21 protein-coding genes and 1 pseudogene are annotated in these 19142 nt (G+C 53.7%); 1 reads left to right on the forward strand and 21 read right to left on the reverse strand.

The window, feature by feature from the left end:
* From QJ48_RS31850 to hisC, 12 genes and pseudogenes are all read right to left on the reverse strand, one after another.
* Positions 1–574 (reverse strand): annotated as a pseudogene (locus QJ48_RS31850) (menaquinol-cytochrome C reductase); the annotation flags it as partial.
* Positions 575–631: 57 nt separating this feature from the next.
* A complete protein-coding gene (gene qcrB, locus QJ48_RS31855; RefSeq protein ID WP_054977352.1) occupies positions 632–1303 on the reverse strand; it encodes a menaquinol-cytochrome c reductase cytochrome b subunit in 672 nt (223 codons plus the stop codon).
* Between the two features lie 19 nt (positions 1304–1322).
* On the reverse strand, positions 1323–1868 hold the full coding sequence (locus QJ48_RS31860) for a ubiquinol-cytochrome c reductase iron-sulfur subunit (protein ID WP_054977353.1): 546 nt from the start codon (positions 1866–1868) through the stop codon (positions 1323–1325).
* 241 nt (positions 1869–2109) lie between these two features.
* A complete protein-coding gene (locus tag QJ48_RS31865) occupies positions 2110–2562 on the reverse strand; it encodes a DUF2487 family protein (RefSeq protein ID WP_054977354.1) in 453 nt (150 codons plus the stop codon).
* Between the two features lie 115 nt (positions 2563–2677).
* Entirely contained in the window at positions 2678–2869 is a 192-nt protein-coding gene (locus QJ48_RS31870; protein WP_025846329.1) for an IDEAL domain-containing protein, read from the reverse strand.
* A 53-nt stretch (positions 2870–2922) separates the two neighbouring features.
* Complete coding sequence (locus tag QJ48_RS31875; RefSeq protein ID WP_054977355.1) at positions 2923–3435, reverse strand: gamma carbonic anhydrase family protein; 513 nt, start codon at positions 3433–3435, stop codon at positions 2923–2925.
* Between the two features lie 86 nt (positions 3436–3521).
* The gene (locus QJ48_RS31880) at positions 3522–4649 is read right to left on the reverse strand and encodes a hypothetical protein (RefSeq protein ID WP_054977356.1); all 1128 of its coding nucleotides are present in this window, start codon (positions 4647–4649) and stop codon (positions 3522–3524) included.
* A gap of 184 nt (positions 4650–4833) precedes the next feature.
* Complete coding sequence (locus QJ48_RS31885) at positions 4834–5424, reverse strand: histidine phosphatase family protein (protein WP_054977357.1); 591 nt, start codon at positions 5422–5424, stop codon at positions 4834–4836.
* A 66-nt stretch (positions 5425–5490) separates the two neighbouring features.
* The gene (locus QJ48_RS31890; RefSeq protein WP_054977358.1) at positions 5491–6117 is read right to left on the reverse strand and encodes an anti-sigma factor; all 627 of its coding nucleotides are present in this window, start codon (positions 6115–6117) and stop codon (positions 5491–5493) included.
* Positions 6114–6707 (reverse strand): RNA polymerase sigma factor, encoded by a 594-nt coding sequence (locus QJ48_RS31895; RefSeq protein WP_025846334.1) that lies wholly within the window; start codon positions 6705–6707, stop codon positions 6114–6116. The genes QJ48_RS31890 and QJ48_RS31895 overlap by 4 nt, the downstream gene beginning before the upstream one ends.
* A gap of 395 nt (positions 6708–7102) precedes the next feature.
* Positions 7103–8191 carry a prephenate dehydrogenase gene (locus tag QJ48_RS31900; RefSeq protein WP_054977359.1) on the reverse strand — a complete coding sequence of 363 codons (1089 nt, stop codon included), beginning with the start codon at positions 8189–8191 and terminating at the stop codon, positions 7103–7105.
* Entirely contained in the window at positions 8188–9288 is a 1101-nt protein-coding gene (hisC, locus tag QJ48_RS31905) for a histidinol-phosphate transaminase (RefSeq protein WP_054977360.1), read from the reverse strand. The genes QJ48_RS31900 and hisC overlap by 4 nt, the downstream gene beginning before the upstream one ends.
* Before the next feature lie 215 nt (positions 9289–9503).
* Here hisC and QJ48_RS31910 point away from each other — a divergent pair, with 215 nt between their 5' ends.
* A complete protein-coding gene (locus QJ48_RS31910) occupies positions 9504–9902 on the forward strand; it encodes a hypothetical protein (RefSeq protein ID WP_054977361.1) in 399 nt (132 codons plus the stop codon).
* 94 nt (positions 9903–9996) lie between these two features.
* Here QJ48_RS31910 and trpA read toward each other — a convergent pair whose 3' ends face one another.
* From trpA to aroC, 9 genes are all read right to left on the reverse strand, one after another.
* Positions 9997–10806: a tryptophan synthase subunit alpha gene (gene trpA / locus QJ48_RS31915; RefSeq protein ID WP_054977362.1), complete on the reverse strand. Its 810-nt coding sequence runs from the start codon at positions 10804–10806 to the stop codon at positions 9997–9999.
* Positions 10793–11998 (reverse strand): tryptophan synthase subunit beta, encoded by a 1206-nt coding sequence (gene trpB, locus QJ48_RS31920; RefSeq protein WP_054977363.1) that lies wholly within the window; start codon positions 11996–11998, stop codon positions 10793–10795. Before trpB ends, trpA begins: the two co-directional genes overlap by 14 nt.
* Positions 11991–12683: a phosphoribosylanthranilate isomerase gene (locus tag QJ48_RS31925; protein ID WP_054977364.1), complete on the reverse strand. Its 693-nt coding sequence runs from the start codon at positions 12681–12683 to the stop codon at positions 11991–11993. Before QJ48_RS31925 ends, trpB begins: the two co-directional genes overlap by 8 nt.
* Before the next feature lie 7 nt (positions 12684–12690).
* Complete coding sequence (gene trpC / locus QJ48_RS31930; RefSeq protein ID WP_054977365.1) at positions 12691–13500, reverse strand: indole-3-glycerol phosphate synthase TrpC; 810 nt, start codon at positions 13498–13500, stop codon at positions 12691–12693.
* Positions 13490–14533: an anthranilate phosphoribosyltransferase gene (gene trpD / locus QJ48_RS31935; RefSeq protein ID WP_054977366.1), complete on the reverse strand. Its 1044-nt coding sequence runs from the start codon at positions 14531–14533 to the stop codon at positions 13490–13492. Before trpD ends, trpC begins: the two co-directional genes overlap by 11 nt.
* Before the next feature lie 30 nt (positions 14534–14563).
* Positions 14564–16105: an anthranilate synthase component I gene (gene trpE, locus QJ48_RS31940; protein ID WP_054977367.1), complete on the reverse strand. Its 1542-nt coding sequence runs from the start codon at positions 16103–16105 to the stop codon at positions 14564–14566.
* 322 nt (positions 16106–16427) lie between these two features.
* A complete protein-coding gene (aroH, locus tag QJ48_RS31945) occupies positions 16428–16805 on the reverse strand; it encodes a chorismate mutase (RefSeq protein WP_054977368.1) in 378 nt (125 codons plus the stop codon).
* Positions 16806–16808: 3 nt separating this feature from the next.
* On the reverse strand, positions 16809–17906 hold the full coding sequence (gene aroB / locus QJ48_RS31950) for a 3-dehydroquinate synthase (protein WP_054977369.1): 1098 nt from the start codon (positions 17904–17906) through the stop codon (positions 16809–16811).
* A 17-nt stretch (positions 17907–17923) separates the two neighbouring features.
* Complete coding sequence (gene aroC, locus QJ48_RS31955; RefSeq protein ID WP_054977370.1) at positions 17924–19087, reverse strand: chorismate synthase; 1164 nt, start codon at positions 19085–19087, stop codon at positions 17924–17926.
* Between the last annotated feature and the right edge of the window lie 55 nt (positions 19088–19142).

The raw sequence follows: 19142 nt of genomic DNA on the forward strand, positions 1-19142 counted from the left end.
CGGCTTTCCCTTTATTGGCATGCATTTCCTCTTCCCGCTTGATATGCTCGGGAATCACGTTTTTCTCTTTCAGTTCCAATTGATAGTGATGCCAGGATGTATACGTCAGATAAGTGACGGCAATCAAGCTCAAGAACATCAGAGAAGAAGCGATCGGACGCTTATAAAAGCGTCTTTCTTTCCCCGTATCCAAGAACGGCGCCAGCAACAGCCCGCCGAAGAGGATACCTGGAACGCCGACCGTACCTAGCACCACAAATTGGTTCGAAGTGTACGGGTATTTCAGCAGCTGGTACATAAACAAGAAGTACCAGTCCGGCATCGGGATGAATTGCGTGTTCGTCGGGTCAGCGGGATAACCGAGCGGAGCCGCTTCGGACATAACCAAGGTCAGAATCCCGACCAGAACGACAACGCCAACCATCCATTCTTTTAATAGAAAGTTCGGAATAAATACTTCCGATTTTCCGGGATAAGCGGAATAATCTTGGGGAATCATCCGTGACGACTTGGCACGTACGCGCGAATCCCCGACGTAAACGATTTTTTCGTCAGTTTTATGACCGTGAGCCACGATTCGCCCTCCTTCTCATTTTCTCATGAATACCGGCTCAGCAGGCCTCACCGGTTCTTACAGCGGACCGGAAATCCCTTGCTTGCGGATCATGAAGAAGTGTCCGGCGAGCAGGGCAAGCAAAGCTCCCGGCAGGAAGAACACGTGCAGAGCAAAGAATCTGGTCAGCGTCTGAGCGCCTACGATCTCGCCGCCCTGCAGAAGCGTCTTGGCATACGGACCGATGAACGGCGCCGATTCGACGATCTTGAGCGTAACGCTTGTTGCGAAATAGGCTTTGTTATCCCAAGGCAACAGGTAACCCGTCAAACCGAGTCCCAACATGACGAAGAAGATGAGCATACCTACAACCCAGTTCATCTCGCGGGGCGCCTTGTATGAACCCGTAAAGAAAACGCGGAGCGTATGTAAGAACATCATCACGATAACTAAGCTGGCTCCCCAGTGGTGCATGCCGCGGACAATAACGCCGAAAGCCACTTTATGCTGCAGGTAATCGACGCTCGCATAGGCATTGATAATATCCGGCACATAATACATAGTAAGGAACATACCGGACAGGATTTGTATAACTGTGATAAAGAATGTCAACCCGCCAAAGCAATAGACGAATGCGGAGAAGTGGTGCGCCGGGTTTACGTGCTCCGGTACCTCATGGTCCGCTACGTCCCTCCACATCGGCGTGATATCCAGACGTTCATCAATCCAGTTATAGACACTTTTAAACATCTGATGTTACGCCTCCTTATTACACCCGTTTGTTCGGACCGAGCTGACCCAGGTACACAAAGCCCTGTTCGATCTTCACTTCGTATTCGTCGAGCGGCAGCGGTGCTACGGCCAAATTTTTGCCGTCCGCCGTATAGTGGGCGCCGTGGCAAGGACAGTAATACTGATCCTTAAATTCCGGGCTGCCGTTCCAGTTGACCGTACAGCCTAGGTGCTTACACGTCGGATTGAGCGCGAAGACTTTGCCGTCCTGCCCTTTGGAAATCCACGCCTCAAGCTCCGGTTCGCTTTCGTACCAGCCGTCCACTTGATGTACTTTAAATTTAAAGGATTTCGGCTCGTTCGTTACCTTCGATTCTTCTACAACCTTAACCCATTGAGCCTGAGCTTTAGGCTGAAGAACCGGATCCACCGCAAACCGAATCATCGGAACCAGCATCCCGGCGCCCATGAAAGCTCCAGCTCCGCCAAGGGTGTAGTTAAGAAACTGGCGTCTGGACATTTCACGACGCGCCACCGGCTTCTCACCGTGATGCTGCGACTCTTGATTCGAGTGATCGTTCATTTTCGTTCTACCCCCTTTTTGCAACATATATCAGTCGTTCGACATAACTTTACACCATATACTAGGACATAACTAATAATAGCTTACGTCTCTGGGTGCGTCAAGAATGCAGACAGGCCATTCCGGCGTGTAATTCTGGCCGCTGATAACACTGTTAACGAAATTGTCACAACTGCCGGAACACCCTGAAAACGAGGGCTCTTGCATAGAATTTGCATAGTTGCCACAGATCATACATGCTTCACAACGTTTGCCTTCCGCTCCATAAAGCCGTTAGCTCTTCGGCAGCCCGTCTCTTCGCGTCCGAGGCGGATTGGCGCAGCTCGTCCGGTGTAAATCGAAGCAAAAGATCCACTTTTCCTTCCAGCTCTTCCGGGTTTAAAACAAGCTCTTCCTCCGATTTGGCCGTCACGATCACCACATACCGGAAGCCGGCTTCTTTAAGCCTGACACAGGTTTCTCCAAGGAACGTTTCTCCCGAGCCCGACGGAACGAAGTGAATGGCCGGGTAGGTAACGGTCCGGCCTTTAAACGGAATCTCCAATAAATCGAGAGCGTCGCGCAGCCGTTCGAGCTCGCTTGCCGCCTGCCAAGGCGCTTCAGTTCCCCGGAGTCCGGTTATCGGCAGCAGGCACGTGTCCAGGTAAGGACGAAGCTCCTCCCACTGCGTTTCTTGAATTTCGCTGAATTTCATAGGTATCACCTTCTTTCCTGATCTTTACTTTAACATAGAAAAAAGACATATGAACGAGCTTCATATGTCTTTTCGCAAAAATGACACGTTTGTGTTCCGGACTGCCTTGAAATCGTCATTTCCCCAGAGAGCGCAGCGCATTGAGTTCGGTCGTTAGGGCAATGAAGGATTGTTCGTCTCCCTTGGCCAGAGCTTGATCGATCTCTTTATATAGAACCTGCTCTTTGTAGTTACGCAGTGCTTCATCAAGCAACATTTCAGCAAACAAACTCAGCATCATTTCGTTCGTCACATTCATTTTGCCCATGAGAACCTACCTCCAAACCGGGTCATGATTATTTCGATTCATCCAGCATTCCCTTACATCCATTCCTTCCGATATTCCTCGCCCTTTAAGCAGTAGCTTTCCATTGTCCGTTTCATTCGTGCAAGGTCCGGCTCCTTCAGCTCGCGCACCACTTTAGCCGGGGATCCGAGCGACAGGGTAAACGGGGGAATCGTTTTGTTTTCGGTCACGAGAGAACCCGCTCCTATTAAAGCATATTCACCGATCACGGCGCCGTTAAGTACAATCGCCCCCATGCCGATTAATGTGCCTTTGCCTACGCGGCACCCGTGAATAATCGCGCCATGTCCGACGGAAACCTCGTCTTCGATGATGAGCGGCTGGTCCGTATTAACATGACCGATGCACCCGTCTTGAATGTTGCTTCTTTTTCCGATTCGGATCGGGGCCAAGTCTCCGCGCAGCACCGTATTGTACCAGATCGTCGCGCCCTCGCCGATTTCCACGTCGCCAATGATCTGCGCGCCCGGTGCGAGAAAAGCGGTAGGATGAACCGTAGGGGTAATGCCGTTATAACTGTGAAGCATAATTTTCGCCACTCCTTTGGAGCCTGAGCATCCGCTCTTGAATGAACGGATCAGGCGGGTTAAATGGAGTGATTGTAGCAAGGGGATTACCGGTTGTCAAATGGCAGCACGATCTTCTCTTCATCCGGCACATAGGTTCCCTCAATAATACTGCTGCCGAGCTTCGTCACCTGAATGACACGGCCGCCCCGTTCCTCTTCTCCGATCCTGAGCAGTCCCAGATGCATCATCATTTGTACGACACGCTGCTCCAGGATGGAATCGGGCGTATCGTAATAAAAGGGACGGATCAGCGGTACGAGCGCCCGCTTCACGGAATCGAACGTCACCCAGCCTTTGCACAGACGGTTCAACCATTGAGCGATCGATTGCAGGTGAGGAATGGGGCCCTTATAAAGCCTTAACCAGAAACGATACACCTGAACCGGGTCTTCCTTCCCCCCTTCATTGACCCTAGTCAGCCCTTGCTCCGTCAGCGCAAGCACCTGATGATGCTCTGTGACAAGATCGTTATAGTAGCAATAGTCGTAGATGAAGGAGAAGCGGTTCGGATATTCGCGGAACATCCGTCCGTAGCCGAAACGCCAGGCCGTCTTCCCTACCGGTTCCTCCCGCACGGCCAGCCGATCCAGCACCTGCTGAAGACTCCTTTTGTACATCGCGTTATCGCTCGTAAGCATCACTTCCTGATCGCGGAGAAAGAGCAGAAAGTTGGCGATGTCGTCCAGAATCAGCTTTTGCTCGTCCCGGTAGACAGGGGGCTCTTCGGCAGCATCCATCTGCTGCTCGAATCGTTTGGTCAGGGAGGTTACAAACCGGCGCTTCAGATCCGCAGGCACTTGAAACAAATATTTCGTCTGCTGCGAATGGCCGTTAAACAGCCAGCCTAGCTGCTTGAAGCGGGTAATCGTATCGCGCGGATTCCAAGCCGCATCCGTTTCTTCTTTTTCGAACCGGCTTTGCTGCACCCGGGCGACCAGCTCTTCCAGACTAAACGATCCCCGCTGATCGAACAGCAGTGAGTTAAGAAACCGGATATCCTGGGTGGACAACGCTCCGATCTGACGGTCGAAAATGTCCCTTCGTCCTACGGTTGACAAAATCGATTGAATCAGCTCGTTCTTCGAATGCCCGTTGCACTCGCAGTTGTACGTACCTGCGATGCGGCTCAACTGGTGAATGTCGGCATAGCTTAACATGTCGGCTAAATTCATCCGTTCGTCCCTCCAGAACTTCCCTCCAAAACTTTCTTAGTACCCAGTATGGGAAAATGTTCTAGATTTAAACGCGGGGTTAAAAGTTTATTTCCGTCCATATAAAAAAGCGGCTTTGCACACGTTTCCAAAAAATAGAAATGCATGCAAAGCCGCTTCATTTCGGCTCAGTATGATACCTCTCTCAAGCTCCTTGTCCAAGCTCCTCGAGATGGATGGTACAATTCAGCAGACGGCACTGCCAGCCTTCCGGCGTCCGCTCCATGACCGTAAGCGACGTATTGCTCAGATGCTCTTCAAGCTTTCTTCCGATAAATTGCGCCAGCACCGGTGCGATGTATCCGCCATGGCTGACGAGCAAGATCCGTTTGCCCTGATGCTCGCGGTCTACATCGACGAGAAAGGACGCCCAGCGCGCCAGTAGCTTCTCATCGCTCTCCACGCCTAGATTCAAGTCTCTCCACTGCTCGCCCCAGCGATCAATGCGTTCCTGCAACGTGGTCCCTTCCAACTCGCCGAACGCCCGCTCCCTCAGCCTGGCATCCAATCCAAGAAGCGGAGCTCCGGTAAGGCCGGATATCGTAAGAGCCGTTTCTTTAGCCCGAAGCAGATCGCTGGCAATAATGCCGTCCCATGCCTCTCCCGCAAGCCGCTTTGCCAGCAACTCGGCCTGTGCCCGGCCTACTTCTGCCAAGGGCGTGTCCATCTGCCCCTGCATGCGTCCCGCCAAATTCCATTCCGTTGTCCCGTGACGTATAAACCCAAGCGTTAACATTCGTTCGCAGACTCTCCTTTTCTGTCTGATGCAAAAGACAAAAGCCCCGGAAACGGGGCCTTCTCGTTATTGACGTGTGCGCGAAAACCAATTCATGACCAGGAGCGTGCCGGTCAATCCGAATAACGAAACGAAAAGCATATAATCGTTGACCGTACGAATCGGTCCGACCTGGTACATGAACGGATCGCTGAACCCGCGCAAGCTTGCTACGGCCGTAGGCATCGCATGCACGTTCATCGAATCCGATTGCCCAGCAACGGCAACGACGGGATCGTTCATCCGCCCTAAAACCGCGGATTCGTGCGGAGAGCCGGCTTCGTACCGACCGTCGTTCATAAACGAAAAGTAAAAGGTAACCATAAACAAAGCGATACAGCAAGCGATCACCGCAGTCAGGTTCCGCCGCAGCTTGTAAGAAAACTGATACAGACGGTCGCCGACGGGAGTGCGCCACGACTCATCCGCATAGATTCGCTTCATTACGCTGGAAGATACGGAAACCTCGCCGCTATCGAACGTCGTTTCCACCCCGGCTGTGCGGATTAATTCCGTGCTCTCCTGCCATATTTGAAATTCTTCAGCGCATGCCGGGCAATTTTGGATATGCTCATCCACCGCAAGCCGATTCGGATCGTCTTCCGGCAGGTCCCAGTATACGCCGAAAAAATCATAAACGTCATCGCATTTCATCGTCGATTCATCTCCTCATACTCCTCAAAGATCGGTTCAAGAAAGTATGGCTCCAGTTGAAGCTTAACACTGGCCCTTGCTCTGAACAACAAAGACTTGACCGAACTCACTGTTTGTCCGAGGATATTCGCTATCTCTTGATAGTCAAGCTGGTCATACTCTCGCAATATAAGCGCGGAACGCTGCTTCTCAGGCAAATTATTGATCGCATCGCGAACCATAGTCACCTTTTCATTGCGAAGCACCGTTTGTTCCGGCAATGTTTCCACTGCGGTTTGAGGCGTGTATCCGCTTTGCTCCAATGAAACCTGGGTGTTCTTATGTTTACGCAGCTCGCTAAGAACCGTATTGCGCGCAATGGTGTAGAGCCAAGTGGAGAAGGTCGCCTCTACCTCGCGGAACGAATGCAGGCTGCGGTAAGCCTTGTAAAAGGTCTCGTTGCACAAGTCCTCCGCCAGCGATTCCATTTGTGCGCTTTTCAGCATATGAAAGATGAATGCCAATATTTTACGTTCGTAGCGGCGCATTAATTCGTCGTATAGTTGGACGTTGCCGTCCTTGATTTCTCTGATCAACTGGGAATCGGTCATGCGAGTGCGACCCTCCTTGTGATTCCTGCTTACTCCCAGCGATGCTACTTTGTTGTACTGTTGGGGAGTAAAAAAGTTGCGGTCGATTTTAAATTTTTTTTTAGAATTGGGGACGATCATATAAGATTCGAGGTAACTAGCCAAAAATCCTGCTTTTCCGACAAGATTCATAACTTTTTCCAAAAACAGGTGTGCACTTTTACTTCTTTATTGACCCATTTTCTGTATATGCACACCGGCAAAAAAAAGACCGCCTGAAATTCAGGCGGTTGCACAGTGTGCCATTATTCGGATAGGAGTGGAGAGAAACCATACTGTACTTTTATTATATGTATACGTTTACAAAATGTCAATGGTTTTTTTGAAAACGGTTTCGATTTTTTTAGAAAAAAAGACTACACGTGAACCGCGTAGTCTTTTTTAAGCAATTCCAGCGCTTTGTCCATTTGTCCTTCCTCCCGGAACGACAAGCGCAAAACACCGGGGACATCTTCCCGGCTTTCGATGATTTGAATGTTGCTGAGGTTGATCCGGTGGCTGCCGAGCAGCGTTGTAATCTGCGCGATGATTCCCGGATGGTCGGGCACGTCCACATAAATATCGTAGAACGAATGAATGACGCCCTTGCGCCGCTCCGGCAACCCGCTGCGGAACTGGTTGGCCTTCTGAAACTCGCGTTCGATGCCAGGACCGTCCTCCGCCTCCAACCGTCTGATGAACCCGGCAATTTCATCATTCCAGTCCCGAAGCAGCTTCAGGATCACCTCACGGTTGTTGATCAGAATGTCCCGCCAGATGACCGGATCGCTGGAAGCGATGCGCGTGATGTCGCGGAAACCGCCGGCCGCCAAATTCTGGTACAGCTCGTTCGATTCGTTATAGCGAGCGATTTGGTTCACGAGCGCCACGGCAATAATATGCGGCAGATGGCTGATTGCCCCAACAATCTCGTCATGCAGCACCGGGTCTACCTTCACCAGCTGCGCACGGGTATGCTGAAGCAGCTCCGCAAGCCGGTCGTAGGCATCCTTCGGCGTTCCGGCACCCGGCGTCAGCACGTAAAAGGCGTTCTCGAATAATCGGGAGCTCGCCGCCTCCACGCCCGACTTTTCCTTGCCCGCCATCGGATGCCCTCCGATAAAATGGGCGCCAGGCAGCTGAAGGCGCGAAGCGCAGGCCGTTACGCTCGCTTTCGTGCTGCCTACATCGGTGATGACGCAGCCCGGTTTCAGCGGGAGCGCGGACAATTTGTGCAAATACTCCTCAAGGTTGCCGACCGGAACGCACAAAAAAATAAAATCCGCTTCCGCCGCTGCTTCCTCAATCGAAGTGGTCGCATGATCCACGACTTCGCGCTTCAAATATTTCTCTACGGACTTCGGGTTATTGGAATGGCCGACGACTGTCAGTCCCGGCTTCCCCTTGAAGCACAGGGCCAACGAGCCGCCGATCAATCCGACTCCGAATATGGAAACCTTTGTCATGAGACGGCCACTTCGCTCAGAACTTGCTCCAGCGCCCCAAGGAATTTGTTGTTCTGCTCTTCGCTGCCTACCGTTACCCGGATCATGGTCGGGTAGCCCCAGCTCGGATCGTGACGGACGATGATTCCTTTGCGCAGCAGTCCTTGGAATACCGCGCCTCCGTCCCGCTTCACGTCAACCATAATGAAGTTGCCGTGTGCATCGAAATATGGCAGTCCCAGCTCGGCGAATTTCGCTGTCAGCTTACGGATTCCATTCGCGTTCGCCTCGCGGCAGGACTCGATAAATGCATCGTCGTTTACCGCCGCCAGCGCCGCTTTTTGGGCAAAGCTCGTCGTATTGAACGGCTCGCGCACTTGATTGATCGAGCGAACGACATCCGGATGGCCTACGCCGTAACCGATGCGCAAAGACGCCAAGCCGTAGATTTTGGAAAACGTGCGCAGCACGACGACATTATTGTGCTTCTCCAGCAGCTTGACGCTGTCCGGATATTGTCCGCTCACGTTGTATTCCGCATAAGCTTCGTCCAGCACGACCATGACGTTCTTCGGCACGGCCTCCAGGAACGCCGTAATTTCCGCTTCGTTCAGCATCGTCCCTGTCGGGTTGTTCGGGTTGCAGATCCAGACAATCTTCGTCCGGGAATTTACTTTGCCCAGCATCGCTTGCAGATCATGCTTTCCGTTCGCATCCACAGGCACCTCGATCACCTTGGCCCCTTCGACCTCGGCGTTGTGCTTATACTGCGGAAACGTTGGATAAGCGGTAATGGTCTCGTCTTCCGGGGTCAGGAATGCGCGGGCGATCATCAAGATCACTTCATCCGACCCTAGTCCGAAAATAATTTGATTCGGCTGTACCCCCAGCTTACCGGCAACGGCATTCGTCAGCTCAACGGCCCCGCCGTCCGGATAGATGCTGACTTGATCGAGCATTGCGGCAATCGCTTCTTTCGCTTTGGGTGAACACCCGAAAGGATTTTCATTGGAAGCAAGCTTGATCACTTCCGTCAGACCAAGCTCGCGCTTGACTTCGTCGATCGGTTTTCCCGGCTGGTAGACCGGGAGATGAACGATATTCTGTTTAGGCTGCACGACAAAGGTCACCTCGTCACATGAATTAGTAGCTCCAATACCGGAATCATTTCCCCATTAATTTTCGCACAAGTCTAAGAAAATGTTAAGCTTTATATTTGCTGCTATTTAATAACCCATTTATTAACATAATAGGCCGAATTTCCTTGTTCTGTCTTGCAGTTCAACTTATAATCTAGCTGTAAACTCATAGTTTGCTTTAAGGAGTGATTTACTTGTTTAAACTCTTTGGAATTGCCGTTGTTGTCGCGACGATATTCTTCGGTTTGGCTGTGGTTCCACAAGTGGAAGCAGGATATGGTCATGTGTTCAAAACAGGAGATGGAAAATGGGACGGAAACGTTAAAACCACTTCCACTTACAATATGGCTGAAGTAGTGTTGTATAATCTTAAACCAAATGTCAAAGCATCAACGTTAAAGGTTCGGTTATGCAGCCGTTCAACCGGAAACTGTACGAACTACAAAACGGTGGGAGATTTCGAAGGCGCATATCTTGTAAGTTTCTCCTATTTGAAACCTGCCACTTATGATGTCGATGTGGCGTATACGGGTTCCGGAAGTGTTTCCGGAAAACTGGATGCCATTGCCGGAAGGGAAATCCCCAAAAACTAGGGTAGACGCCCCACCACGGCCTCTGCTCGTGAACGAACAACGAAAAATTCTAAACAGCCTCGCTAAATTCGTCAATTTAGCGAGGCTGTTCCCCTTATCCAATCAGTTGTCGAACAAATTTATGAATTTGCAAGAGCCCTTGCGATTTTGTCGACTCATTCGTGAGGAGCGGCAGCGTTTCTTCCACCGTGCGCACCAAGGCGCTGCCCACCACAATCCCGTCGCACGTCCCCGCGAACCGCGCAAATTGCTCCGGCGTAGAGATGCCGAAGCCGATGGCGATCGGCAGATCGGTCGACGATTTAACGGTAGTCAAAAATTCGTCAATGCCGCTGTGGAACTCGGTCCGCGTCCCCGTAACGCCGAGCGACGATACGCAGTAAACGAAGCCGCTGGCGCGCGAAGCGATTCGCTGCACGCGTTCTTTGGATGTCGGCGCGACAAGCGGGATGAGATGAAGGCCGTGCTGCTGCGCCAGCGCCCGTACCTCTTCATCTTCCTCCATCGGCAGATCGGGAATAATAAGTCCGTCAATTCCATTTTCTTGCAGAAGCTTAAAAATTCGGTCAAGCCCCGTTTGCAGCACAGGGTTATAATAAGTAAATAAAATAAACGGGATTTCGCAGCCTTCGCTGCGCGCCTCGCGGGCCGCTCCGATGCAATCGAGAATCGAGATGCGATTCGCTTTGAGCGCGCGCATGGACGAGCGTTGAATAACCGGGCCGTCCGCCAGCGGGTCCGAATAAGGAACGCCCAGCTCGATCATGGCGGCTCCGGCTTTCTCAAGCTCTTTTATGATGTCAACCGAGGTCCGCACGTCCGGGTCCCCGATCGTCAAAAACGGGATGAAAGCCGGCTGTTTTTGCTCACGCAGCTCGGCAAATTTCCGGTCAATGCGATTCATCGGCAGTTCCTCCCAAATAACTCATAATCGCTTCCACGTCCTTGTCGCCGCGTCCGGAAAGACTGACAACAATAATTTCGTCTTTGCTCATCCCAGGCGCCCGCTTGATCGTCTCGGCGATGGCGTGCGCGCTTTCCAGTGCCGGGATGATCCCTTCCTTGCGGCTTAGCAACTGCAGCGCGTCCAACGCTTCTTTATCCGTAATCGGGACGTATTCCGCCCGGCCGGTATCTTTCAAATGAGCATGCTCCGGCCCAACGCCCGGATAGTCAAGACCTGCGGATATCGAGTGCGCTTCCTGCACTTGGCCGAATTCGTCTTGCAACAAGTAGCTGTATGAGCCCTGGAACACCCCTTGGCTTCCTTTCGTCATCGTCGCGGCATGCTTATCCGTATCGACGCCTCGTCCGGCGGCCTCTACACCGATCAAACGCACGTTCTCATCCTGCACAAACGGATAGAACATCCCGATCGCATTGCTGCCTCCGCCTACGGCTGCGATAACCGCATCCGGCAGCCGCCCTTCCAGCTCCAGAATTTGCTTGCGGGATTCATCGCCGATAATGCGCTGGAAGTCCCGCACCATCATCGGATACGGATGCGGTCCTGTTGCCGAACCGAGGATATAGAACGTATCGTCAACGTGGCTTACCCAATAACGCAGCGTCTCGTTGCAGGCGTCCTTCAGTGTCCGGGTGCCGGAAAGCACCGGAACCACTTCCGTGCCGAGCAGGTTCATCCGGAACACGTTGAGCTGCTGCCGCTTCATGTCCTCCTCGCCCATGAACACCTTGCATTCGAAGCCGAGCAGCGCTGCGACCGTCGCAGTAGCAACGCCATGCTGGCCGGCGCCGGTTTCGGCGATAATTTTCGTTTTGCCCATCCACTTCGCAAGCAGCCCTTGGCCGAGCGCGTTGTTGATCTTGTGGGCGCCTGTATGGTTTAAATCTTCGCGCTTCAAGTAGATTTTGGCGCCGCCCAAATGCTCGGTCAACCGTCCTGCATAATATAAAGAAGTCGGACGTCCCGAATAACGGTGCAGCCAGTAGTTCAGCTCCTCCTGAAACCGAGCGTCTTTTGCGTATTTTTTAAACGATTCTTCCAGCTCGATCAAAGCGTTCATCAGCGTTTCCGGCACATAACGCCCGCCGAACTTGCCAAATCGGCCATGAATATCCGGTCCGTTATACAATGGTCTGCACCCTCTCGACGAATTTTTTAATTTTCTCGATATCTTTGACGCCTTCCGTTTCAACGCCGCTGGACACATCTACGCCATCGGGTGCATACGCATCGAGCAGGTCCCGCACATTATCCGGCTGCAGCCCTCCGGCCACAAGCAGCGGAATGCCGGCTTCCCGGCACCAGGCGAGATAAGGCGGAATCGTATCCCAAGCAAACGTTTTGCCCGAACCCCCGCCGTACACCGGATCGTGCGTATCCAGCAGCATGCCGTCTACAGCATAACGGTACGGCTCCAGCCTGCTTGTGCCTTGGGACTCCTCTCCCGCCCTCGCTTCACCGGCCTTCACGGCAAATACCTTAAATACGCGCGTCTCCGGAAAAGCATGCTTCACAGCGCGACAAAACTCGGCGCTCTCTTCCCCGTGAAGCTGCACGACGTCCAGCGCCGCCTCCCGCAGCACCGCCTCCAGCTCTTCCACCGTCGGATTCACGAAGACGCCGACGGCTACAGGCGCCTTCGCCCCGGCAGCCGACTTCATGCTGCGGATCATCTCGCCGGCCTGATGCGGCGTGACCTGCCGCTTGCTCGGCGCAAAGACGAAGCCGACATAATCCACCGGGAGTACGGCGACCTGCTCCGCCATATCAACCGTCCGTAGACCGCATATTTTCACGCTCACACGCACTGTCATCCGCTGCTCACTCCTTACCGGCACCCGCCTCAGAGTAAGAGCCCATCAAGGTATGGACGGCTTCGGAAACATCCGGCTGGCGCATAAAATGCTCGCCTACGAGCACCGCATGAGCCCCGACCGAGCGGAGCCATTCGATCTCCTCCGGTTTCGAGATGCCGCTTTCGCTGACGACGGTTGTTCCTTTCGGGATAGAGTCCACAAGCTGCTCCGTCGTGCGAAGATCGGTCACGAACGTTTGGAGATTGCGGTTGTTGATGCCGACCATGGTCGGGTTCAGCTCCAGCACGCGGGCCAGTTCCTCCTGATCGTGCACTTCAATCAGCACATCCAGACCGATACTATGGGCGATCGACTGGAATTGGCGCATCTGCTCGGTCGTCAGGATAGCGGCGATCAGTAGAATCGCGTCGGCTCCGATGCAGCGCGCCTCATAGATTTGATGCGGATCGATCGTAAAATCTTTACGCAGAAGCGGCACGCCGACGGCCTGCCTCACCCGGCTCAAATAATCGTTGGAGCCTTGAAAATACGGAGCGTCGGTCAGTACCGACAGGCAATCCGCTCCAGCCTCCTCGTAAGCCTTCGCCAACCGGACAGGCTCGAAATCTTCCCGGATCAAGCCCTTGGAAGGCGAGGCCTTCTTCACCTCCGCGATCAGTCCCATCGGACGCTTCCGTCCTGCGCTCAATGCGCGCTCGAACCCGAGGCACGGCGCCAGTCCGGCGATCGTTTTTTCCATTTCGGCGATGGTAATCCGCTCTTTAAGCGACGCTACTTCCTGCCGTTTGGTTGCAACAATGCGATCAAGAAACATAGCTCTCTTCCCCCGTACATTGGACTAATTGCTCCAGCTTCGCTTGGGCCTGGCCCGAATCGATAACCGAGGCGGCCAGCTTTACGCCTTCCTGCAGCGTTCCGGCCATCCCGGTAACGTAGAAGCACGCTCCGGCATTGGCCAGCACGATATCCCGGCAAGCACCGGTCTCGCCGGCAAAGATGCGGCGAATAATGCCCGCGTTCACATGGGCGTCTCCTCCGATGACATCCTTGATGCTGTAAGTGCGAAGCCCCAACTCATCCGGCGTGATTTCAAAAGTACGAATGTTCCCGTCCTTCAGCTCGGTCACCTGCGTACCGGCAGAGATGCTGATTTCGTCCAGTCCATCGAGACTGGCGACCACGAGCGCACGCTTTACGCCTAGCGCCTGCATCACATGGGCGATCGTTTCCGTTTTGCCGCGGTCGAAGATACCGAGCACCTGGCGGTCGGCTCCGGCCGGGTTCGTGAGCGGGCCCAGCAAGTTAAACACAGTGCGGACGCCAAGCTCCCTGCGCGGAGTGGCGACGTGCCGCATCGATTGATGATACAGCTGCGCAAACATGAAGCAGATTCCGACCTGCTCCAGGCAGCGTGCCGCCTGCTGCTGATTCAATTGAATATTGACGCCAAGCGCCTCGAGCACGTCGGCGCTGCCGCTTTTGCTGGACATGGCCCGGTTCCCATGCTTCGCCACACGGATGCCGCCCGCCGCCGCTACGATGGCCGCCGTCGTCGAAATGTTGAACGTATCTGCGCCATCACCGCCAGTGCCGCACGTATCGAGCAGATTCGTCTGTCTGGTGCTGACCCGGCTTGCTTTCATCCGCATCGTCTCGGCAAACCCGGCAATTTCCTCGATCGTTTCCCCTTTCATGCGGAGTACCGCAAGCAAAGCTCCGATCTGCGAAGGCGTCGCCCCGCCTTCCATAATGTCGGACATCACATCGCGCGCCTCGGACCGCGTCAAATGCTGCAGCCCGATAATTTTCCCAATCGCCTGTTGAACCGTCAAAGTCGTTTGCTCCATTGTCCGTGCCTCCCCTTTATCCCGATTGTATTACTGATAATAATCGTGATTGATCAATGCATACTCCGGCGGTTTCGATGCAAAAACGGCTTCCGCCATGCGGATCGATTTCAGCATGCCCTTGGCTTTGTTGATCGTCTCCTGGTACTCGTTCTCCGGAACGGAATCCCAGACGATCCCTGCGCCTGCTTGGACATAAGCTTTGCCATTTTTGAATACGATGGTGCGGATCGTAATGCATGTATCGAGGTTGCCCGAGAAGCCGAAGTAACCGATGGCTCCGGCGTAAGGACCGCGCGCTTCGTTCTCCAGCTCGGCGATGATTTCCATCGCTCTGAGCTTCGGAGCACCCGAGACAGTACCGGCGGGCAGGCACGAAATAAAAGCGTCGAAGAAATCCTTGTCCTTCGCCAGCTTGCCGGAAACGTTGGAAACGATATGCATGACATGGGAATAGCGCTCGATTTGCATGAACGTGTCGCATTTCACCGTGCCGAATTCTGAGACGCGCCCGAGGTCGTTGCGGCCAAGATCCACGAGCATCAAGTGCTCGGCGCGCTCTTTCTCGTCCGCCAACAACTCTTGTTCGAGCGCGAGGTCTTCTTCGGTCGTCTGCCCGCGTGGACGGGTGCCGGCGATCGGCCGGGTCTCCACCTTCTCGTCTTCAACACGGACAAGCAGCTCGGGGGATGTGCCGACGATGACTTCCTCATCCATTTTGAGGCAGTACATGTAAGGCGACGGATTCATCGTCCTCAGGATGCGGTATACGTGCAGCGGCGAAATGTCCGTTTCGATCTCGAAGCGCTGGGACAGGACCACTTGAAAAATATCGCCTGACCGGATATACTCCTTCGCTTGATCGACGTTGGCCAGAAACTGCTCCTTTGTCACGTTCGAGCGAACTTCCCCCAAATCGACGTCATCGGGGATGGATTGGTGTTTCATCGTCAGCGCCGGCAGCGGGCGTTTCAGGCGTTCGATGGTCGCATCGATTTTGGCGCATGTTTTTTCGTAAGCGGCGACGATGTCCGCTTCCGTTCCGTGGGGAGGCACATGCACGTTGGCGATGACTTTCAGCTGCTGCTTAAAATGGTCGAACACGATCACTTGATCGCAAAACATAAAGTCCAAATCGTTCATCTGCAGATCGTCCTGCCGATGCGCCGGCAGCTTCTCGTAATACTGCAGCAGATCATAACCGAAAAATCCGACGGCTCCACCCGTAAAGCGGGGCAAATCCGGCAACGAAGGGCTCGTATACGCGCTTAAATGCGCTTTAAGCACATCCACCGGCTTTTCCTTCGAGGTCGTCGTTCCTTCCGGACCTTCGATGCGAGTCACACCGTTTTTGGCCTGAATAAACATAAACGGGTCGGTTCCGATAAAAGAATATCGCGCCCATTTGATCCCGCCCTCGACGCTTTCCAGCAAGAAGGCACGCTTCTCTTCGTAAAAATGTTGAAATACGCGGATCGGCGTCTCCGTATCGGCCATCAAATGGCGGACGACGGGGATCAGGTTATACTGGCTGGCAAGCCGAACGACTTCCTTTGCTTCCGGTGTGTGCATCGTCATCTCTCCTCTTCTCAACTCAAAAATAACTGGGCTCTGCAAACGTAAAAAAGCCTCTACGCATCGTAGAGGCAGTATTCAGCGGATGAAGGATTCGTCCAAACGGAAAGTACTCCCTAAGTACGTCAAGCAGCCCTAGGGTAGGTTAAAATAAACCTGCCGATAGTGCGCCGTACGCATCCTGACGGTTCTTTCCACGAACGGATAATCTTCTCTCTTCTCATCTCAAACTGAACTAGGCTAACTCTCTACTCTGCTCTGTTACTACTTGCTCACTCTTATCTGCTTAAACTCGTTGTAATCAACTATACTACCTCAATCATGCTTTTGTCAATTTGGACAAATCGGGACGAAGCCGCATCGCTTCTCTTTGATAAACATGGATGATTTCATTTTGCTGTTTGTCCGTATTGACCATCACCATTAAACGAATACAACGGGGCAATCCGCCCTCTACCGGAATTTCGAGCGAGCACATCAGCGGGACCAGGTCCCAGCCCGCCATCTGGCGGATGGCCCGCGCAGGGAACGTAGCCGTCAAATCCGGCGTTACCGTAACGAATACGCTGGCAATCTCCTCCGGAATGATCCCGTTTTCCGCGATAATTTGGTTGAGCAGCGCTGTTGTTGCCGTTAAAATATCATTCTCTTCGTTGCGTTCCACGGTCGTTGCTCCGCGGATTCCTCTTACGAACATCCGTCAGTCCTCCCGTTTTAACCGATCCACGATCTCTCTGACCCATTCCGCGGATACGTTTTTGTTAATTTCGACTTTGCCGATGGCCGTCGGAATGATATAAACCATGCGGCCTTCGCTGAATTTTTTGTCATGCATCATCGCACGCATGATCGCATCGGTATCGAAGTGCGCCGGAATACGCGTAGGAAGTCCGAACTTCTTGAAAATGCGTTCGGTTACCGTAAGAATCTCTTCCGGATTGCCCATACGCACCGACAGCATCGCCGCACCGACCATGCCGATGGAGATCGCTTCGCCATGCTGCAGCTCGTTGTAGCCGGCCACTGCCTCCAGCGCGTGACCGATCGTATGCCCAAGGTTCAGGATGGCGCGAAGATCGTTCTCCCGCTCGTCCTTCGATACGACCGCCGCCTTAACGGCGCAGCCTTTGTACAGACCGTATTGGAGCGCTTCCGGGTCCAGCCCGACAAGCTTCTCCGCATTCGCTTCGCACCACGCGGTAAATTCCGCATCCCAGATCAGCCCGTGCTTGATCATTTCCGACAATCCCGCGCGCACGTCCCGTTCCGGCAAAGTGAGCAGTGTAGACATGTCATACAATACCATCTCCGGCTGGTGGAATGCACCGATAATGTTCTTCGCCAGCGGATGGTTGACGGCGACCTTGCCGCCCACGCTGCTGTCGTGAGCCAGGATCGTCGTCGGGATCTGCACAAACCGGATGCCGCGCATGTAACTGGCCGCCATGAACCCGGCCAAATCGCCGACAACGCCACCGCCAAGCGCGACGACCGTCGACTTGCGGTCCAGACCTGCCTGCAAGCAGGCACCGACGACGTCTTCCAGCACCGCGAGCGATTTGGACTTCTCGCCGGACGCAACGGTGTAGGACACCGCCGTATAGCCGCCTTCTGCCAACCGGTCCAGAACCGGCTCCAGATGATGCTTCGCCACATGATCGTCGGTTACGACAAGCAGCGGCGACGCTTTGCTAATCCCGTGCTTCTCGAAGTACGCGGCGATATCTGTGAGCAGGCCCTCCCCGATATAAATCGGGTAGGACCTCATACCAAGGTCTACCGTTAGCTCTCTGACCATAAATCCGGCTCTCCCGCTTAGTAAGATTTGATTTGATCCAAGTAGCTCTCGTAATTTCTGCGGATTTCCTCAAGCGAATCGCCGCCGAATTTATCCATAAACGCTCTCGCCACTTCCCAAGCAATGACGTTCTCCATGATGACGCCGGCCGCCGGTACCGCGCACGTATCGGAGCGCTCCACCTGTGCCGTGAACGCTTCCTTCGTATCGATATCTACGCTTTGCAGCGCTTTATAGAGGGTCGAGATCGGCTTCATGACGCCGCGTACGACGATCGGCTCGCCGGTCGTCATCCCGCCTTCGAATCCGCCTGCACGGTTCGTCGCACGATAAAAACCGCGCTCCTCATCGTGCATGATTTCGTCGTGGACGGACGAACCTCTGCGTTTGGCCGCTTCGAACCCGATCCCGAATTCTACGCCCTTGAACGCTTGAATCGACAGCACTGCCTGCGCAATTCGTCCGTCCAGCTTGCGGTCCCACTGCACATGGCTGCCGAGACCCGTAGGCACGCCTTCAATGATGCACTCGACGACCCCGCCAAGCGTATCGCCGTCGTCCTTGGCCGCATCAATGGCTGCAATCATTTTCGCTTCCGCGTCTTTATCCGTCACCCGCACCGGCGATTCCTCCGTGATGCGGATCAGTTCGTCGATAGGCAGCTCTTGCCGCTGTACTTCCACTTCCCCGATGCGAATCACCTGACCGGCGACTTTGATGCCGAATTCCTTCAGCAGCTCGCGGGCCATACCGCCGACAGCTACGCGCATTGTCGTTTCCCGCGCGCTGGAGCGCTCAAGAATGTTGCGCAAATCGCGCTGATTGTATTTCAAACCGCCGTTCAAATCGGCATGACCCGGACGCGGGCGGTTCACCCGGCGCTTCGATTCGTCACTGCCTTCGATCGGCTCGATGTTCATGATGGAAGTCCAATGCTTCCAATCGTTGTTCTCCACCACAAGCGCAATCGGGGCACCGGTCGTTTTGCCATGGCGCACGCCGCCGACAATATTCACGGTATCCTTCTCAATCTGCATGCGGCGTCCCCGCCCGTAGCCTTTTTGCCGTCTGGCGAGCTGTTCGTTCACCGCTTCGAAATCGATCGTTACGTTGCTTGGAAATCCCTCAATAATAGTTGTCAATTGTGGTCCGTGCGTTTCCCCTGCGGTTAAATATCTCACCTGATTTGTCTCCTTTCATCCTATCCCATGAAAAGCGTAAGCTTTCTTTCTTTCA

It is taken from the genome of Paenibacillus sp. A3, from assembly GCF_001399685.1.
GTDB lineage: Bacteria > Bacillota > Bacilli > Paenibacillales > NBRC-103111 > Paenibacillus_G.

What these genes read in the sequence shown, in the direction of transcription:
- aroB (WP_054977369.1), bottom strand. Translation starts at nt 17,906, where the DNA reads ATGGTCAGAGAGCTAACGGTAGACCTTGGTATGAGGTCCTACCCGATT.
- qcrB (WP_054977352.1), bottom strand. Translation starts at nt 1,303, where the DNA reads ATGTTTAAAAGTGTCTATAACTGGATTGATGAACGTCTGGATATCACG.
- QJ48_RS31890 (WP_054977358.1), bottom strand. Translation starts at nt 6,117, where the DNA reads ATGAAATGCGATGACGTTTATGATTTTTTCGGCGTATACTGGGACCTG.
- trpE (WP_054977367.1), bottom strand. Translation starts at nt 16,105, where the DNA reads ATGCACACACCGGAAGCAAAGGAAGTCGTTCGGCTTGCCAGCCAGTAT.
- trpD (WP_054977366.1), bottom strand. Translation starts at nt 14,533, where the DNA reads ATGGAGCAAACGACTTTGACGGTTCAACAGGCGATTGGGAAAATTATC.
- QJ48_RS31870 (WP_025846329.1), bottom strand. Translation starts at nt 2,869, where the DNA reads ATGGGCAAAATGAATGTGACGAACGAAATGATGCTGAGTTTGTTTGCT.
- QJ48_RS31925 (WP_054977364.1), bottom strand. Translation starts at nt 12,683, where the DNA reads ATGACAGTGCGTGTGAGCGTGAAAATATGCGGTCTACGGACGGTTGAT.
- QJ48_RS31895 (WP_025846334.1), bottom strand. Translation starts at nt 6,707, where the DNA reads ATGACCGATTCCCAGTTGATCAGAGAAATCAAGGACGGCAACGTCCAA.
- QJ48_RS31880 (WP_054977356.1), bottom strand. Translation starts at nt 4,649, where the DNA reads ATGAATTTAGCCGACATGTTAAGCTATGCCGACATTCACCAGTTGAGC.
- QJ48_RS31865 (WP_054977354.1), bottom strand. Translation starts at nt 2,562, where the DNA reads ATGAAATTCAGCGAAATTCAAGAAACGCAGTGGGAGGAGCTTCGTCCT.
- trpC (WP_054977365.1), bottom strand. Translation starts at nt 13,500, where the DNA reads ATGTTTCTTGATCGCATTGTTGCAACCAAACGGCAGGAAGTAGCGTCG.
- QJ48_RS31875 (WP_054977355.1), bottom strand. Translation starts at nt 3,435, where the DNA reads ATGCTTCACAGTTATAACGGCATTACCCCTACGGTTCATCCTACCGCT.
- QJ48_RS31900 (WP_054977359.1), bottom strand. Translation starts at nt 8,191, where the DNA reads ATGACAAAGGTTTCCATATTCGGAGTCGGATTGATCGGCGGCTCGTTG.
- QJ48_RS31860 (WP_054977353.1), bottom strand. Translation starts at nt 1,868, where the DNA reads ATGAACGATCACTCGAATCAAGAGTCGCAGCATCACGGTGAGAAGCCG.
- trpA (WP_054977362.1), bottom strand. Translation starts at nt 10,806, where the DNA reads ATGAATCGCATTGACCGGAAATTTGCCGAGCTGCGTGAGCAAAAACAG.
- aroH (WP_054977368.1), bottom strand. Translation starts at nt 16,805, where the DNA reads ATGTTCGTAAGAGGAATCCGCGGAGCAACGACCGTGGAACGCAACGAA.
- QJ48_RS31885 (WP_054977357.1), bottom strand. Translation starts at nt 5,424, where the DNA reads ATGTTAACGCTTGGGTTTATACGTCACGGGACAACGGAATGGAATTTG.